This window comes from Pseudoroseomonas cervicalis (assembly GCF_030818485.1).
GTDB classification, from domain to species: Bacteria; Pseudomonadota; Alphaproteobacteria; order Acetobacterales; family Acetobacteraceae; genus Pseudoroseomonas; species Pseudoroseomonas cervicalis_A.
Genome location: NZ_JAUTAJ010000004.1, coordinates 664,095 through 681,362, shown reverse-complemented (window position 1 = coordinate 681,362; position 17,268 = coordinate 664,095). Strand labels below are relative to the sequence as shown.

Genomic DNA, 17,268 nt, shown 5'->3' with positions numbered 1-17,268 from the left:
TGGCGTCCCGCTTCACCGGAAGACGGCGGCAGCCTGAAAAAAGTTCTTTTTCTTCAGAAAAAGAAGGCCCTCTTCCCTACCCTGTTTCCGCTCCTGCCCCCATATGGCTTGCCTTTCGCGGGTGCGATGGCTATCTGACAGGTTCCGCACGGCATCGAGTTGGAGGCCTCCCCCATGGCCCGCGTCACGGTCGAAGACTGCATTCTGAAGATCCCGAACCGCTTCGAGCTGGTCCTGCTCGCCGCGCAGCGCGCCCGCAACATCAGCCGCGGCGAGGAGCTGACCCTCGACCGCGACAACGACAAGAACCCGGTCGTTGCGCTGCGCGAGATCGCCGATGAGACGGTGAGCCTGGACGGGCTGGAGCAGGATCTGGTCAAGTCCCTGCTGCGCGCGCCGGAGCCGGAGCCGGTGGAGGAAGAGGTGATCGACCTCATCGCCACCGACGAGAACATCTTCGGCGTGATGGATGTCAGCGACGACGCCGCGCCCGAGGGCGCCGGCCTCGAGGACCTCTCGCCCGACGATATCGAGGCGGCGATCGCCGCCGAGCTCGGCGGCGGCGGCCGCCGCTGAGCCGGGGGCGCGCTTGAAACCCGGCGCCGGGCCTGACTTGATCCCGGCGCCCCGCGCGCCCGAGGGGGTGGCCACGCCCACCCCCAGCACCCCGCCGCCGCCCCCGCCCGGCCCCGCCGCCCGCGCTGTCCAGCCCGGCGCCGCGCCGGCGGTCGAGACGCCCGGCACCGAGCTGGCCCGCCGCGTCGCGGCCTATGATCCGCGCGCCGACATGGCGCTGATCGAGGCGGCCTACAATCTGGCCGCCACCGCCCATGCCTCGCAGTCGCGCGAGAATGGCGACCCCTACATCACCCATCCGCTGGCCGTCGCCGGCATCCTGGCTGGCTACCGGCTGGACACCGCGACCATCGCCACCGCCCTGCTGCATGATGTCGTCGAGGATACCAGCTACTCCCTGGGCGAGCTGGAGAAGCGCTTTGGCGCCGACATCGCCCGGCTGGTGGATGGCGTCACCAAGCTGACGCGGCTGGAACTGCAATCGGAGCGCACCAAGCAGGCGGAGAATTTCCGCAAGCTGGTCCTCGCCATGAGCGAGGATATCCGCGTGCTGCTGGTCAAGCTGGCCGACCGCCTGCACAACATGCGGACGCTGCATTTCAAGCCGAAGCCGGAAAGCCGCGCCCGCGTCGCCCGCGAGACGATGGAGATCTACGCGCCGCTGGCCGAGCGCATCGGCATGGACGCGGTGAAGAGCGAGCTGCAATCGCTGGCCTTCCGCGAGCTGCAGCCGGACGCCTACCAGACCATCACCGCGCGGCTCGCCTTCCTGCGCGGCCAGGGCGCCGACCTGATCGACGAGATCGCGGCCGACCTGAAGGCGCGGCTGGCGGCGGCCGAGGTGCCGGTGGTCGAGGTGACGGGGCGCGAGAAATCGCCCTACTCGATCTGGATGAAGATGTACGAGAAGAAGGTCGAGTTCGAGCAGCTCTCGGACATCATGGCCTTCCGCGTGCTGACCACCGACAAGGCGAATTGCTACGCGGCGCTGGGCGCCATCCATTCGGCCTATCGCGTGGTGCCCGGGCGGTTCAAGGACTACATCTCGACGCCCAAGCCGAATGGCTACCAGTCGCTGCACACCGGCGTCACCGTGCCGGAGCGGCGCAACGCCAAGATCGAGGTGCAGATCCGCACGCCGGACATGCACGAGATCGCCGAATACGGTGTCGCCGCGCATTGGATGTACAAGCAGGAGGGCAGCGCCACCCCGGCCCCCGCCCCCACCCAGCGCCGCTACCCCTGGGTGCGCGAGCTGCTGGAGATCCTGGAATCCGCCGCCGAGCCGGGCGAGTTCCTGGAGCACACCAAGCTCGCTTTGCACCAGGACCAGGTCTTCTGCTTCACGCCGAAGGGCGATCTGATCGCCCTGCCGCGCGGCGCGACGCCGGTCGACTTCGCCTACCAGGTGCACAGCCAGGTGGGCGATGCCTGTGTCGGCGCCAAGATCAATGGCCGCATCGTGCCGCTCCGCCACCGGCTGGAGAATGGCGACCAGGTCGAGATCATCACCGCCCGCGGCGGCACGCCGAACCCGGCCTGGGAACGCTTCGTCGTCACCGGCAAGGCCAAGGCGCGCATCAAGCGCTTCGCCATGGCGCGGCAGCGGACGGAGTTCCAGGAGCAGGGCCGCAGCGCCATCGCCAAGGCCTTCCGCCAGGAGGGCATCGACTTCTCCGAGAAGCTGGTCGAGCCGGCGCTGAAGGTGCTGAAGCAGCCGGGCTTCGAGGAGCTCTGCGTCGCCGTCGGCAATGGCAACATCTCCGCCCGCGAGGTGCTGCACGCCGCCTTCCCCGAGCTGCGCGGCCCGCCGCGGGTGATGGACCCGCTGCCGCTGACGCGGGCCCGCGGCAAGCCCGGCGCCACCACCGTGCGCACCGAGCGGCGGCGCGAGGCCAGCCATGGCATCACCGGCCTGGTCGCCGGCATGGCGGTGCAGTTCGCCGGCTGCTGCCATCCGGTGCCCGGCGACCGCATCGTCGGCATCGTCTCGACCGGCCGCGGCGTCACCATCCACAAGAGCGACTGCCACAATCTGGAGGCGCTGGCCGCGACGCCGGAGCGCTTCATCGATGTCGACTGGGATTACGAGGCCGGCTCCGGCGGCGCGCATCTCGGCCGGCTCGAGGTGGTGACGGCCAATGAGGATTCGGCCATCGCCGCGATGACCGTCGTCATCGCCAAGCAGCATGGCAAGCTGCACAATCTGCGCTTCGCCCACCGCGCCCCGGACTATGCCGAGGTGCTGGTCGATCTGGAGGTGACGGATCTGCGCCACCTCTCCAACGTCATCGCCGCGCTGCGCGCCTGCCCGGGCATCATCCAGGTGGAGCGCAGCAAGGCCTGACGGCCAAGCTGGATGGACCCCGCCCGCACATGATCATCGGCCTCGGCAACGACATCGTGGACATCCGCCGCATCGAGCGGGTGCTGGAGCGGCATGGCGAGCGCTTCCTGCAGCGCATCTTCACGCCGCTGGAGCGCCGCAAGGCCGATAGCCGCACCGAAAAGCTGCGCGCCGCCACCTATGCCAAGCGCTACGCGGCGAAGGAGGCGGCCAGCAAGGCGCTCGGCACCGGCTTCCGCCAGGGCGTGTTCTGGCGCGATCTCGGCGTGGTGAACCTCTCCACCGGCCAGCCCTCGCTGCGGCTGACCGGGGGTGCGGCGAAGCGGCTGGACGCCATCACGCCGATGGGCTTCGGCGCCCAGGTCAGCCTGACCATGACCGACGAATACCCCTATGCCCAGGCGGTGGTGATCATCTCCGCCGTGCGCCTGGTGCCCTGAGGGCCCGGCGCCCCACCGGGCCGGCGCGTCAGGCCTCCGCCAGCGCCGCCGGCGCGGCGCGCGAGGCGGGCGGCCGGGCCGGGTCCGGCCCGCACACCGTGCCCAGGATCAGCAGCGCCGGGCCGCCGCCGACCCAGCCCCGGGCCTGCCGCGCCACCTCGGCGAAGCTGCCGCGCAGCACGCGCTGGCGCGGCGTGCCGCCGCTCTCGATGAAGGCGGCCGGCTGCTCCGCATCGCCGCCGGCGGCGGTGATGCCCTCGAACAGCGCGCCCAGCGTGGTAACGCCCATATAGACAGCGATGGTCTGGCCGGGCCGCGCCAGGGCGACGAAATCGACCTCCAGCCTGCCCTCCCGCGTATGGCCGGTGACCAGGGTCAGGCTGCGCACATGGTCGCGATGCGTCAGCGGGATGCCGGCCTGGGCAGCGCAGGCCAGGGCGGCGGTGATGCCGGGCACCACCTCGCAGGCGATGCCGGCCGCGCGCAGCGCCTCCAGCTCCTCCCCGCCGCGGCCGAAGACGAAGGGATCGCCGCCCTTCAGCCGCACCACCTTGTGGCCCTCCCGCGCCAGGCGGATCAGCAGCGCGTTGATCTCGGGCTGCGGCAGGCAGTGATGGCCGCGCGCTTTGCCGACATGGATGCGCCGCGCATCGCGCCGGGCCATGTCCAGCACCGCCTCCGGCACCAGCCGGTCATGCACGATGATGTCGGCCTCGCCCAGCAGGCGGAGCGCGCGCAGCGTCAGCAGATCGGCCGCGCCCGGCCCGGCGCCGACCAGATGCACGCTGCCCGGCGGCGCCGTCCCGGCCGCCTCAAGGGCGGCGGCGAAGACGGCCCGCGCCGCCGCCTCCTGCCCCGCCTCCGCCAGGCGCGCGGCCGGCCCGTCCAGCGCGGCGTCCAGGAAGCGGCGCCGCGAGGCCAGATCGGGCAGCCGGGCCCGGATGGCCTGCTGGAAATGCCGCGCCAGCGCCGCCACCCGCCCGATCCCGGGCGCCAGCACGCTCTCGATCCGCTGCCGCAGCAGGCGCGCCAGCACCGGCGCGGCGCCGCCGGTGCCGATGGCGATGGTCACCGGGTCGCGGTCGATGATCGCCGGGGTGATGAAGCCGCAGAGCTCCGGCCGGTCCACCACATTGACCGGGATGCCGCGGGCGCGGCAGGCCTCGGACAGGGCGCGCAGCTCCGCCTCCGGCGCGCCGGCGCCGCAGGCCAGCGCGATGCCCTCCAGCAGCGCCGGGCTGAAGCGCGCGGCCTGGCGCAGCCGGGCACCGGCCGCGGCCAGCAGCGCGGCCTTGGCCTCCAGCGCCTCGCCGCCGCCCAGCAGCAGCACCTCGCGGTCCTGCAGGTCGAGGAAGATCGGGAAATGCCGCATCAGGCCGCATCCCGCTGTGACAGGGCGAAGGCCGCCTGGCTGTGCCGCAGCAGCAGGGCCAGGCAGGCCTCGACGCTGCCGGCAGCGGTGTCGACCACCAGGCCCGGCTCGGCCGGCGGCTCATAAGGCGCCGAGACGCCGGTGAAATCCGCCAGCTGGTCCTGCCGCGCCTTGCGGTACAGCCCCTTGGGGTCGCGCGCCTCGCAGGTGGCGAGGTCGGCCTTGACGTAGATCTCGTGGAAGCCCTCGCCCACCAGCTGCCGCGCCAGCGCGCGATGCGCCGCCAGCGGCGAGATCAGCGCGACGATGACGATCAGCCCGGCATCGGCCAGCAGCCGCGCCAGCTCGGCGGTGCGGCGGGTGTTCTCGCGCCGGTCCTCCTCGCGGAAGCCGAGATCGCGGTTCAGCCCCTGGCGGAGATTGTCGCCATCCAGCACATAGGCCTGGCGCCCGGCATCGGTCAGCGCCCGCAGCAGGCGCATGGCGAGGGTGCTCTTGCCCGCGCCGGGCAGCCCGGTCAGCCACAGCACGCCGCCGCGATGGCCATTGGCCAGGGCGCGCTCCGCCCGCGTCACCGGCGCGTCGATGGCGGTCAGGTCGAGCGCCTGCTCGGGCAGCGCCTCGACGATGCAGCCGCCGACCAGGCGGTGGCCGCGCACCAGCACGCCGCGGCCGGTGCGCGGGTTCTCCCCGTAGCTGTCGATCGCCATGGCCCGGCGCGCGCGCAGCCGGGCGCGCGCCACCCCGTTCTGCGGCAGGAAGCTGGCCGGGCTCGCGGTCAGCGTCTCGACATCGATCACCGCCTCGATCGCCTCGACGGTGACGCGCTGCGCGGTGGTGCCATGGCGCAGCAGCAGCCGGTCGCCCTCGCGCAGCGGCTCGCGGTCCAGCCAGAACAGCTGCACATTCGCCACATGGCTCTCGCGCGGCGCCTGACCGGCATGGGCGGCGATGACGCCGCGCTCGATGAACACCGCCTCCTCGAAGCGCAGCGCGACGCTCTCCCCCGCCCCGGCCGAGCGCCGCTCGCGGCGGCCGTTCCACATCTCGATGCCGGCGATGCGCGCCTGCTGCCCGCCAGGGGCGAAGCACAGCCGGTCGCCCACGGCGAGGCGCCCGCTCTCGATGCGGCCGACGGCGATGCGCTGCTCGCCCTGGCGGTAGACATCCTGCACCGGCAGGCGCAGCGGCGCGTCCTCCGCCGGCTCGCGCGGGCGGAAGCCGTCGAGCGCGCCGAGCAGCGTCGGCCCCTCATACCAGGAGAGGTTCGGCCCGCGCGCCAGCAGGTTGTCGCCATGCCGGGCGGAGAGCGGCAGGATCGCCGCCGGCGCCAGGCCGAGCTCGCCGAGCCAGTGCCGCAGCGCCGCCTCCAGCGCGGCGAAATGCGCGGCGTCGTAATCGACCAGGTCGATCTTGTTGACCGCGACGGCGAGCTGGCGCAGCCCGAGCAGGCTGAGCAGATAGCCATGCCGGCGCGTCTGCTCGCAGATCCCGGCGCGGGCATCGACCACCAGCACCGCCGCCTCGGCCGCCGCGGCGCCGGTCACCATGTTGCGCAGGAACTCGACATGGCCCGGCGCGTCGATGATGGCGTAGCGCCGGCGCGCCGAGCTGAACCAGATCTGCGCGGCATCCACCGTGATGCCCTGGTCGCGCTCCACCTGCAGGCTGTCGAGCAGGAAGGAGTATTCGAGGTCGAGGCCGCGCCGGGCGGCGCTGTCGCGCAGCTGCGCGATGCGCTCCTCGGGCAGCGCGCCGGTGTCGTGCAGCAGCCGCCCGATCAGCGTCGACTTGCCGTGATCGACATGGCCGACCACCACGATGGGAAAGGCGCGCGCCGTGCCGGGCGCGTCACCGGAGATCGGGGCCGTGGCCGGGCCATCCTGCATCGCCGCCGCCCCGCTCACAGATAGCCGCCGGCGCGCAGCCGCTCGAAGGCGTCCTCGCCCTCATGGTCCATCGCCCGCCCGGCGCGCTCCGGCGCGCGCGTGGCGCGCAGCTCGGCGACGATGGCGGGGATGTCGGCGGCGTGGCTGTCGATCGGGAAGGTGATGCCGATCTCGCCGAGCGAGCGGTAGCGCCGCCCCTGCTGCGCGAAATAGAGCGGGCAGACCGGGATGCCCTCGCGTTCGATGTAGCGCCACACATCGATCTCGGTCCAGTGCAGCAGCGGGTGCACGCGCAGATGCGTGCCCGGCGGGAAGTCCAGGTTGAACAGGTTCCACAGCTCCGGCGGCTGCTCGCGCACATCCCAGGCATTGTCCTCGCCGCGCGGCGAGAAGACGCGTTCCTTGGCGCGCGTCGCCTGCTCGTCGCGGCGGATGCCGGCGATCAGCCCGCGGAAGCCGTAGCGCGCCACCGCCTGCTGCAGCCCGTGCGATTTGCGCGCCGCCAGGCGCGAGGCCGGCGGCAGCGCGGCGTCGACCGCCTCGATCGGCGGGCAGGCATCGTCGATCAGCGTCAGCTGCCATTCGCGCGCATAGCGGTCGCGGAAATCATAGACCTCGGGGAATTCCAGCCCGGTGTCGAGATGCACCACGGGAAACGGCACGCGGCCGAGGAAGGCCTTCTTGGCCAGCCAGATCATCACGTTGGAATCCTTGCCGAGCGACCAGAGCAGCGCCAGGGGTCGGATGCGGCTATAGGCCTCGCGCAGGATGTAGATGCTCTCGGCTTCGAGCTGGTCCAGATCGTCCATCACAGGGGGTCTTTCTGCATCGGGCTGGTCTCCCGCGGCGGCGCGGGGCGGTGGATGCCGCATTCGGTCTTGTCCTGGCCACGCCAGCGCCCGGCCCGCGGCGGCTCGCCGGGCGCGGCGCGGCTGGTACAGGGCTGGCAGCCGATCGAGGGAAAACCGCGCGCCAGCAGCGGGTGCGGCGGCAGGTCGTGGCGGCGCAGATAGGCGGCGATGCCGGCGGCGCCCCAGCCGGCCAGTGGCGCCACGCTGACCTGGCCCTCCGGCGTCGCCTCGGCCAGGCGCAGCGCCACGCGGCCGGCGGCGTGGAAGCGCTTGCGCCCGTTCAGCCAGACGGTGAAGCCGCGCAGCGCCGCGCGCAGCGGCGCCACCTTGCGCAGCGCGCAGCAGCGATCCGCATCGCTGGCCCAGAGCCCGCCCAGCGGGTCCTGCCCGGCCAGCGCGGCCGCCTCGGGGCGCAGGCTGCGCAGGTCGCGCAGGCCGAGCCGGGCGGCGAGCCGGTCGCGATAGGCCAGCGTCTCGGGGAACAGCTTGCCGGTGTCGAGGAACAGCACGGGAATGGCCGGATCGGCGCGGGCGGCCAGATGCAGCAGCACCGCGGCCTCGGCGCCGAAGGAGGAGACCAGGGCCAGCTCGCCGCGGAAGCGGGTGGCCAGCCAGGCCAGCCCCTCGGCCGTGCCGCGGCGCTGCAGCGCCGCCTCGATCTCGGCCGCCCGCCGGACGGCGGCGGGGGGCGGGCTGGCAGCGGTGGCAAGGGCGTCGGGCATGGCGGGATCCCGGTCGGCGGCGATCAAACTTTTTGTCTGGTGAATTAAAAATTCAACCACAAAATATGCACTAAAAGCGTTTCGGCGCGCCGCGTTGTCGGCCGGCAACGCCGCGCCAGCCGGGCCTTTGCCTTTTCTCTCTGCGAATCGGTATGCTGAATCCCGGTATACACACTTCTAAATCGTGCTAATTGGAATTCCTCGAATCCAGATCAGCGGATGCAGCATGGCCGCCTCACCGAAGCCCTCCGGCGCCGAGCAGATCAAATCCGAAAGCCAGGGGCTGCGCGGCCATATCGGCGCCGAGCTGGCGGCGGAGGCGAGTCAGGGCGGGGTTTCCGAGGAAACCTACACCCTGCTGAAATTCCACGGCACCTATGAGCAGTATGACCGCGACAGCGCGACGCCGCGCAAGCAGGCCGGGCTGGACAAGGAATGGGGCTTCATGGTCCGCGTCCGCTGCCCGGCGGGCCGGCTGAGCACGGCGCAATGGCTGGCGCTGGACGCGCTGGCCGACCGGTATGGCGACGCCACGCTGCGGCTGACCACGCGGCAGGGCATCCAGTTCCACGGCGTCGCGCGCGGCGCGGTCAAGCCGCTGATCGCCGGCATCAACCAGGCGCTGATGACCACCCTGGCCGCCTGCGGCGATGTGGTGCGCAATGTCGTCACCAGCCCGGCGCCGCGGCGCGACGCGCTGCATGCGCGGCTGGAGGCCGAGGCGGTGCGCCTCTCCTCCGCCCTGCTGCCGCGCAGCCGGGCGCATCACCAGATCTTCCTGGACGAGGCGCCCGAGCAGAATGAGGGGCCGGAGGAGGAGCCGCTCTACGGCCCCACCTACCTGCCGCGGAAATTCAAGATCGCCCTCGCCCATCCCGGCGACAACACGCCCGACCTGCTGACCAATGATCTGGGCTTCCTCGCTGTGGTGGAGGAGGGCCGGCTCGCCGGCTGGATCGTCACCCTGGGCGGCGGCATGGGCATGACCCACAACAAGCCCGCCACCTATCCGCGCCTGGCCGACCCGATCGCCCGCATCGGGCCGGACGAGGTGCTGGAGCTGGCGCAGGCCGCGGTCCGCCTGGCCCGCGACCATGGCGACCGCAGCGACCGCAAGCATGCGCGGCTGAAATACCTGGTGGCCGAGCGCGGCGTCGACTGGGTGCGGCAATGGCTGGCGGCGGATCTCGGCCGCCCCCTGGCCGAGCCCGGGCCGCTGCCGGCGCTGGCGGTGCCGGAGCTGCTCGGCTGGCACCCGCAGGGCGATGGCCGCTGGTGGATCGGCCTGCCGATCCCGGCCGGGCGCATCGGCGGCGCGCTGCGGCGCAGCCTGCGCGACGCCATCGCCCGCTTCGGCGCCGACCCGGTGGTGACGCCGCAGCAGGACCTGCTGCTGACCAACATCGCCGCCGCCGACCGCGCCGCGCTGGAGGCCATGCTGCGCGAGGCCGGGCTGGCCCTGGCCGGCGACCTCACGCCGCTGGCCCGCTGGACCCTGGCCTGCGTCGCCCTGCCCAGCTGCGGCCAGGCGCTGGCCGAGGGGGAGCGGGTGCGGCAGCGCATCGTCGACGATCTCGAGCAGGTGCTGGCCCGGCACGGGCTGCGGGAGGAGCGGCTGAGCCTGCGCATCACCGGCTGCCCGAATGGCTGCGCCCGGCCCTATGGCGGCGAGATCGGCGTGGTCGGGCGGGCGCCCGGCCTCTATGTGCTCTATCTCGGCGGCGATTTCGAAGGCACCCGCCTGTCCTTCCCGGTGGCCGACAAGGTCCGGCTGGAGGCGATCGCGGCGACGCTGGAGCCGGCCCTGGCCGCCTGGGCGGCGCAGCGCCAGGGGGCGGAGGATTTCGGCGCCTTCTGCCAGCGCCATGGCCAGGCGGCGCTGCAGGCGCTGCTCGGCGCCGCGCTGGTGGGCTGAGCCATGCGCCCGGCCCTGCTGTGGCGGCAGCGGCTGCGGCGCTGGCGCGGCGACCGCGAATTGGAGCTGTGGCTGGCCGCCGCGCTCAGCCTCGGGCTGATCGGCCTGGCCGCCTGCCTGCCCTGGCTGGCGCGGGCCTGAGCCGCCGCCCGAGCCCAGGCGGATCCGGCGGACGCCGCGCGCGCCGCGGCCCCGCGCATCCCTCCAGACGCCTTCCACCGCGCGGCGGCAGCCGCAAACCGTGACAGGGATCGGCCGCGGTGCCGTTGTGGAGGCGGCCCCCCGGCGCGGCGCCACCCGCCACCCGCCACCCGCACCGCCCGGCCAGCGCGGCGGCCGCCTCAGCCCGCCGGCACCGCCGCGCCGGCCGGCGCCGCGTCGAAGAACTGGTTGGGCGCCGGCGGCAGGCCGAGATGGCCGCGCAGCGTGGCGGCTTCGTACTCCTCCCGGAACAGGCCGCGGCGCCGCAGGATCGGCACCACCGCCTCGGTGAAGGCGGTGAATTGCGCCGGCAGCACCGGGGGCATGATGTTGAAGCCATCGGCGGCGCCGGAGCGGAACCAATCCTCCATCACATCGGCCACCTGCTCGGGCGTGCCGGCCATGGTGTAGTGGCCGCGCGCCGCGGCCAGCCGGTGCAGCAGGGCGCGCAGGCTGGGCCGCTCGCGCGCCACCAGCTCGGTGATCACCTCGGCCCGGCTGCGCGCCGCCTGCACCGCGCCGGGGGGCGGGAAATCCGCCACGGAGAGCGGCCGGTCGAGCGGCAGATGCGAGAAATCATGCCCGCCGAAGCGGGCCGAGAGCCGCTCCAGCCCGACGCTCGGCGCCACCATCTCGTTCAGCTCGTCCCACAGGCGCTGCGCCTCCGCCTCGGTGCCGCCGATCGCAGCGCCCAGGCCGGGCAGCACCCGCAGCGCGTCGGCATCGCGGCCGAGCCCGGCCGCCAGGCCGCGCAGCTCCTGGCGGAAGGCCACCGCCGCCGGCTTTTCCAGATGCGCGGTGAAGACCAGCTCGGCATGGCCGGCGGCGAAGCGCTTGCCGGTGGCCGAGGAGCCGGCCTGCACCAGCACCGGGCGGCCCTGCGGCCCGGCCGGCACGTTCAGCGGCCCCTCCACCCGGTAATGCGCGCCGGCATGGCCAAAGCGGCGCACCCGCCCGGGCTGCGCGAAGCGGCCGCCGGCGCGGTCGTCCAGCACGGCGTCGCGCGCCCAGCTGTCCCACAGCTTGGTGGCGACGGCCAGGAACTCCTCGGCCTGGGCGTAGCGCGCCTCCAGCTCGAGCGGCGCCTCACGGCCGAAATTGCGCGAGGCGGCGGCGAGCCAGCTGGTGACGATGTTCCAGCCCACCCGGCCGCCGCTGATATGGTCGAGCGAGGCGAATTGCCGGGCCAGGTTGAAGGGCTCGGTATAGCTGGTGGAGGCGGTGGCGATCAGCCCGATGCGCCGCGTGCCGGCGGCCAGCGCGCCGAGCAGGGTCAGCGGCTCCAGCCCGCCCTGCACGGAATGGGCGATCTCGCTCGGCAGCAGCACCAGGTGGTCGGCGAAGAAGACGGCGTCGAAGCAGGCGGCCTCCGCCTGCCGGGCCAGCTCCAGATAATAGGCGGGGTCGGTCAGCGCCCGGGCGGTGGCGGCGGGGTGCCGCCAGGCGGCCTCGTGATGGCCGCGGCCATGGATGAACAGGTTGAGATGCAGCCGGCGGGTCACGCGCGGCATCCCCTGCGGCGCGGCGCGGCAGCGCGGCCTGCGGCGGAAGGGCGTTCGGGTTTCGCTCGCATCATGCAGCCGGCTCTCCACGGATCGTCGCTGGGCAGGGCCGGCCGGCGGCGGACACCGGCGGGGCCGGCGGCCATCGAAACGTGGCGTGGAATCATTTGCAATGCGTTTTTGATTCGTATTTCAATTATGTCAGCAAATGAATTCGTGAAAAGGAGCCGCCCATGCCCCCCGCCCCGGCCGCCCGCGCGGCCCCTGATGCGGCCTCCCCTGCCTCCGCCCTTGGTCTTCCGATGGACCAACCCGGGGAGCGAGCGCCCGCGGCACCGGGCGCGGGCGCGCCCGGCCGCCGCCGCCTGCTCGGCGCCGGCGCGGCCCTGGCGGCGCTGGCCTTGCTCGCGCCGCGCGGCCGCGCCCTGGCGCAGCAGGGCGCCGGCTGGCCGGAGCGGCCGCTGCGCCTGATCGTGCCGGTGGCGCCGGGCGGCAGCCTCGACCCGCTGGCGCGGCTGCTGGCCCGCCATCTGCAGGCCAGGCTGGGCCAGACGGTGGTGGTGGAGAACCATGCCGGCGCCGGCGGCAACATCGCCTTCGAGCTGGTCGCCCGCGCCCGGCCGGACGGCCACACCCTGCTGGTCGGCTGGGACAGCCTGGCGATCAACCCGGCGATCTACCCCCGCCCCGGCTACGACCCGCTGCGCGATTTCGCGCCGATCCTGCAGACGGTCAGCACCGCCCAGCTGCTGGTGGTGCGGCCCGGCCTCGCCGCCGCGACGCTGGAGGAGTTCGTCGCCCTGTCGCGCCGCAGCGCCCTCACCCTGGGCTCGCCCGGCAATGGCAGCATCGGCCATCTGGCGGCCGAGCTGCTGAAATCCCGCACCGGCGCGGAATGGGCGCATGCGCCCTATCGCGGCGGCGGGCCGGCGCTGCAGGACCTGATCGCCGGGCATATCGACGCCGTCTTCCTCACCCTGCCGGCCGCCACCGGCCATGTCCGCGATGGCCGGCTGCGGCCGCTGCTGGTCACCACCGCGGCGCGCGCCCGTGCCCTGCCCGCGGTGCCGACCGCGATCGAGAGCGGGCTGCCCGGCTTCGAGATCGTCTCCTGGCAGGGGCTGCTGGCCCCGGCCGGCACCGATCCCGCCATCATCGACCGGCTGAATGCCGAGGTGACGCGCCTCCTGGGCCTGGCCGAGATCGCGGCGCCGCTGCTGGAGCAGGGCTTCGAGCCCAGCCCGGGCACGCCGCAGGCGCTGGCCGCCCGCCTCGCCGCCGATGTGGCGCGCTGGCCGGAGATCGTGCGCCTCGCCGGCGCCCGGCTCGACTGACCCCGCCCGACAGGAACCCGGCCCATGCCCTTCCCCGCCCCCACCCGCCGCGCCCTGCTCGCCGGCGCCGCCCTGCTGCTGCCCGGCGCCGCCCGCGCCAGCGGCTTCCCCGAGCGCAATGTGCGGCTGATCGTGCCCTTCACCCCGGCCGGCCAGACCGACCTGATCGCCCGCCTGGTCGCCCAGCGGCTGCAGGAGGGCTGGGGCCGGCCGGTGCTGGTGGAGAACCGGCCGGGCGGCAACGCCCTGCTCGGCGCCGATCTCGCCGCCAAGGCGCCGCCGGACGGGCACACTTTGCTCGCCATCACCCTGGCGCATGCGATCAACGCCTCGCTCTTCCCGCAGGCGCCCTATGACTTCCTGAAGGACCTGACGACGCTCAGCGTGCTCGGCTCGCTGCCGCTGGTGGTGGTGGTGCGCGCCGAGGCGCCCTGGCAGGACCTGCCCGCCCTGCTCGAGGCGGCGCGGCGGCAGCGGCTCAATGGCGGCTCCTCCGGCACCGGCACGCCGCCGCATATCGGGCTGGAATTGCTGCGCCGCGCCGCCGGCGCGGGCGAGGCGCTGCAGCACGCGCCCTATCGCGGCGGCGCGCCCTCGATCACCGATCTGGTGGCCGGCAATATCGATCTCGTGGTGTCGAATTTGCCGGAATGCCTGCCGCAGATTCAGGCCGGCCGGCTGCGCGCCCTTGCGGTGACCGGGCCGGCGCGCCACCCGCTGCTGCCTGCGGTGCCGACCACCGCCGAGCTGGGCGCGCCCGGCCTCGCCATCACCAGCTGGACCGCCATCCAGGCGCCGGCCGGGCTGCCGGCGCCGCTGGCCGAGCGGCTCTCCGCCGATCTCCGCGCCAGCCTGACCGAGCCCGGGCTGGTGCGGCGGGCGGGCGAGCTGGGCTTCAGCCTCAGCGGCCTCGGCCTCGAGGACTCCCGCCGCTTCGTGGCGGCGGAGACGGCGCGCTATGCCAGCCTGGTGAGCGAGGCGCAGATCCGCCCCGATTGAGCCGCGGCCGGGCACGGCCGCGTCGCGCATGCCCCCGCCCCGGCGCGGAACGTCGCCCGCAGATCGGTGGCGCAGCGGCAGGGCGGCCCGGCGCCCCGCCGGCCGAGGGCGCGGCCAGGCCGGCCGACAGCCGGGCTCGGCGCGGGGGCCGCCATCAGGGCATCGGAGGGCGGGAGATTCTCCTCCTAGGCGCCGTCGCCGATCCGGAAGGCATCGGCGATCCGCCGCATCGCGCCGCTTTCATCGACCAGGACAATATCGAAGCGCATGCCCGCCGCGCCATGGCCGGGATGCGCGGCCAGCCAGTGCGCCGCCCCCTCCAGCAGCCGCGCCCGCTGCCGGGCCGAGAGGGAGAGCGCCGCCTCGGCCAGGCTCGGCCGCGCCTTCACCTCGATGAAGGCCAGCAGCCCGTCGCGCTCGGCGATCAGGTCGATCTCGCCGCCCGGTGCCCGGTGGCGCCGCGCCAGCACCGACCAGCCCTCCGCCGCCAGCCGCGCCGCCACCTTCTCCTCGGCCCGGCGGCCCCTGGCCTCGGCGGCCTCGCGCTGCATGCGGCTCTCCCCTCCGCCGAAGATGTCATGCGGAACAGGCTGCCCGCCAGCGCGCTTTCATCCTAGATCAGCAGCATGCAGAAACGCCCCGGCCGGCTGCGCCGCTTCCTCGCCCGTGGCCTGATCACCGCCACGCTCCTCCTGCTGCTGGTCGTGGCCGGCATTGGCGGCCTGCTCTGGGCCAGCCTGCCGGTGCGGGAGGGGCGGCTCGCCCTGCCCGGCCTCTCGGCGGAGGTCAGCATCGCCGAGGACGCGCATGGCATCCCGCGCATCACCGCGGCCAGTGAGCAGGATGCGGCGCGGGCGCTGGGCTGGCTGCATGCGCGCGACCGCATGTTCCAGATGGAGCTGATGCGCCGCAACGCCTCCGGCCGGCTGGCCGAGATCGCCGGCCCCGCCGCTTTGCGCCTCGACCGCATGACCCGCACCCTCGGCCTGCGCCAGCGGGCGGAGGCCGATTACGCTGCCCTGCCGCAGGAGGCCCGCGCGGTGCTGGAGGCCTATGCCGGCGGGGTGAATGCCTGGATCGAGGCGCGCGGCCTGCTGGCAGCGCCGGAATTCATCCTGCTCGGCGCGCCGGAGCGCTGGGAGCCCTGGCATTCCCTGCTCTGGGCCAAGACCATGGGGCTGTGGCTGTCCAACAACTGGCGCACCGAGCTCGATCGCGGCCGCCTCGCGGCGCGCCTCGCGCCCGAGCGCCTGGCCGAGCTCTGGCCGCAGGATGACAGCCCCGGCCTGCCCGACCGCCGCGCCATGCTGGATGCCAATTGGCTGGACCGGCTGGCGGCGCAGGTGCCGCGCTTCCCGCAGGATGCGCCACTGCCCAACATCGCCTCCAACGCCTGGGCGGTGGCGCCGGCGCGCTCGGAAAGCCAGGCGGCGCTGCTGGCCTCCGACCCGCATCTGGGCTTCGGCGCGCCGGTGCTCTGGTACCTCGCCCGCATCGAGCTGCCGGAGGGGCGCTTCCTGGCCGGCGCCACCTCCCCCGGCGTGCCGATGATGGTGATCGGCCGCAATGAATCGCTGGCCTGGGGCTTCACCACCACCCATTCCGACACCCAGGATCTGTTCCTGGAGCGGCTGGCCGGCGCGGATGGCTATGAGACCCCGGACGGCCCGCGCCCCTTCAACACGCGCGAGGAGATCATCCGCATCCGCGGCCAGGAGCCGCAGACGCTGCGCGTGCGGGAGACGCGGCACGGCCCGGTGCTCAGCGACCTGGAGCCGGGCACCCAAGCCGGCATGGCGCTGGCGGTGCGCATGGCCAATCTGGAGCCGGGCGACACCGCCGCCGCCGGCCTGCTGGCGCTGAACCGTGCCCGCACGCTGGCGGAGGCGCGCGCCGCCGCCGCGCTCATCACCTCGCCGCCGCAGAACCTGATGGTGGCCGAGGGTGCCGGCGGCATCGCCCTCTACCTGACCGGCCGCACCCCCATCCGCCGCGCCGGCGATGGCAGCCTGCCCGCCCCGGGCTGGGATGGCAGCCATGACTGGACGGGCTTCGTGCCCTTCGACGCCCTGCCGCATGCCGAGAACCCCTCCGGCGGCGTGCTGGTGAACGCCAACAACCGCATGCAGCCGCGCGAGGGCGACACGCCCTTCCTCGGCCGCGACTGGTATGGCGATTGGCGCTTCCAGCGCATCCACGAATTGCTGGCCCAGCGCCCGCGCCAGGATGCCGGCGACATGGCGATGATCCAGCGCGACGCCACCAGCCTTTTCGCGCGCGAGATGCTGCCGGCGCTGCGCGGCATCGCCCGGCCGCAGGGCCCGGCCGGGGTGGCGCGCGACCTGCTGCTGGCCTGGGAGGGCGATATGGCCATCGACCGCCCGCAGCCGCTGATCTTCAACGCCTGGTGGCCGATCGCCGCGCGGCTGGCGCTGGCCAATGGCGGCGTGCCGGAGGGCGCCTGGCCCGCCACCGGCGAATTCCTGCGCTTCGTGCTGGCCCCCGATGGGCGCGGCGCCCATTGGTGCCGCCCGGCCCAGGAAGGCCCCGCCCCCGCCACCGCCCCCTTCGCCGAGGGCGGCGCCTGCCACGCGCTGATCGCCACCGCCCTGCGTCAGGCGGTGGAGCAGCTCAGCCAGGCCCACGGCCCCGACCCCACCGCCTGGCGCTGGGGCGATGCCCATCAGGCGCGCTTCGAACACCCGCTGCTGCGCTTCATCCCCCTCCTGCGCGACCTGACCGGGCTGGTCATCGCCAGCCCGGGCGATGAGCACACGGTCAATCGCGGCGGCATGGCCGGCGCCGGCTTCGCGCAGGTGCATGGGCCGGGGCTGCGGCTGGTGGCCGATCTCGCCTCGCCCGAGGGCATCTGGGCGGTGATCGGCAGCGGGCAGTCGGGCCATCCGCTCTCCCGCCATTGGGGGGATCAGCTGCGGCTCTGGGCCGGGCAGGCGGAGAATGGCGAGCTGCTGCTGCGGCTCGGCGCGGTGGGGGATGCGGCGGGCAGCCCAAGGCTGGTGCTGGCGCCGCGCTGAGGACTCCGTGGGAGGGCTCCGCCCTCCCACACCCTCCGGCCGGGGGGACAGGGTCCCCCGGACCCCGCCATCAGAAAGCATGCTG

The 17,268-nt window shown here is 73.8% G+C and carries 14 protein-coding genes; 8 read left to right on the top strand and 6 right to left on the bottom strand.

Annotated features, from left to right (window positions below):
* The first annotated feature begins 174 nt into the window (after positions 1–174).
* From rpoZ to acpS, 3 genes are read left to right on the top strand one after another with little or no spacing between them, the layout of a single operon-like run.
* Positions 175–576: a DNA-directed RNA polymerase subunit omega gene (gene rpoZ / locus QE401_RS07055; protein ID WP_271135387.1), complete on the top strand. Its 402-nt coding sequence runs from the start codon at positions 175–177 to the stop codon at positions 574–576.
* Between the two features lie 37 nt (positions 577–613).
* Complete coding sequence (locus tag QE401_RS07050; protein WP_373461424.1) at positions 614–2,923, top strand: RelA/SpoT family protein; 2,310 nt, start codon at positions 614–616, stop codon at positions 2,921–2,923.
* Between the two features lie 29 nt (positions 2,924–2,952).
* Entirely contained in the window at positions 2,953–3,363 is a 411-nt protein-coding gene (gene acpS / locus QE401_RS07045) for a holo-ACP synthase (protein ID WP_007002601.1), read from the top strand.
* Between the two features lie 28 nt (positions 3,364–3,391).
* Here acpS and cysG read toward each other — a convergent pair whose 3' ends face one another.
* The 4 genes from cysG to QE401_RS07025 are packed head-to-tail and all read right to left on the bottom strand — an operon-like array spanning position 3,392 to position 8,197.
* On the bottom strand, positions 3,392–4,735 hold the full coding sequence (cysG, locus tag QE401_RS07040; protein ID WP_307137537.1) for a siroheme synthase CysG: 1,344 nt from the start codon (positions 4,733–4,735) through the stop codon (positions 3,392–3,394).
* Positions 4,735–6,624, bottom strand: coding sequence for an adenylyl-sulfate kinase (gene cysC, locus QE401_RS07035; protein WP_307137536.1), 1,890 nt, complete (start codon positions 6,622–6,624; stop codon positions 4,735–4,737). Before cysC ends, cysG begins: the two co-directional genes overlap by 1 nt.
* A 14-nt stretch (positions 6,625–6,638) precedes the next feature.
* Positions 6,639–7,433, bottom strand: a complete 795-nt coding sequence (gene cysD, locus QE401_RS07030; protein WP_307137535.1) for a sulfate adenylyltransferase subunit CysD — start codon at positions 7,431–7,433, stop codon at positions 6,639–6,641.
* Positions 7,433–8,197: a phosphoadenylyl-sulfate reductase gene (locus QE401_RS07025; protein ID WP_307137534.1), complete on the bottom strand. Its 765-nt coding sequence runs from the start codon at positions 8,195–8,197 to the stop codon at positions 7,433–7,435. Before QE401_RS07025 ends, cysD begins: the two co-directional genes overlap by 1 nt.
* A gap of 226 nt (positions 8,198–8,423) precedes the next feature.
* On the opposite strand from QE401_RS07025, the gene QE401_RS07020 reads away from it, so the two are divergent.
* On the top strand, positions 8,424–10,112 hold the full coding sequence (locus QE401_RS07020; protein ID WP_307137533.1) for an NADPH-dependent assimilatory sulfite reductase hemoprotein subunit: 1,689 nt from the start codon (positions 8,424–8,426) through the stop codon (positions 10,110–10,112).
* Between the two features lie 3 nt (positions 10,113–10,115).
* The gene (locus tag QE401_RS07015; RefSeq protein ID WP_307137532.1) at positions 10,116–10,253 is read left to right on the top strand and encodes a hypothetical protein; all 138 of its coding nucleotides are present in this window, start codon (positions 10,116–10,118) and stop codon (positions 10,251–10,253) included.
* A gap of 200 nt (positions 10,254–10,453) precedes the next feature.
* On the opposite strand, the gene QE401_RS07010 is transcribed toward QE401_RS07015, so the two are convergent.
* Positions 10,454–11,815 carry an LLM class flavin-dependent oxidoreductase gene (locus QE401_RS07010; RefSeq protein ID WP_307137531.1) on the bottom strand — a complete coding sequence of 454 codons (1,362 nt, stop codon included), beginning with the start codon at positions 11,813–11,815 and terminating at the stop codon, positions 10,454–10,456.
* Positions 11,816–12,117: 302 nt separating this feature from the next.
* On the opposite strand from QE401_RS07010, the gene QE401_RS07005 reads away from it, so the two are divergent.
* Entirely contained in the window at positions 12,118–13,149 is a 1,032-nt protein-coding gene (locus tag QE401_RS07005; RefSeq protein ID WP_307137530.1) for a tripartite tricarboxylate transporter substrate binding protein, read from the top strand.
* 24 nt (positions 13,150–13,173) lie between these two features.
* Complete coding sequence (locus QE401_RS07000) at positions 13,174–14,148, top strand: tripartite tricarboxylate transporter substrate-binding protein (protein WP_307137529.1); 975 nt, start codon at positions 13,174–13,176, stop codon at positions 14,146–14,148.
* Positions 14,149–14,333: 185 nt separating this feature from the next.
* Here the strand turns inward: QE401_RS07000 and QE401_RS06995 are convergent, their stop codons facing one another.
* On the bottom strand, positions 14,334–14,699 hold the full coding sequence (locus tag QE401_RS06995) for a YraN family protein (RefSeq protein ID WP_307137528.1): 366 nt from the start codon (positions 14,697–14,699) through the stop codon (positions 14,334–14,336).
* A 75-nt stretch (positions 14,700–14,774) separates the two neighbouring features.
* On the opposite strand from QE401_RS06995, the gene QE401_RS06990 reads away from it, so the two are divergent.
* The gene (locus tag QE401_RS06990) at positions 14,775–17,183 is read left to right on the top strand and encodes a penicillin acylase family protein (protein WP_307137527.1); all 2,409 of its coding nucleotides are present in this window, start codon (positions 14,775–14,777) and stop codon (positions 17,181–17,183) included.
* Positions 17,184–17,268: the final 85 nt, after the last annotated feature.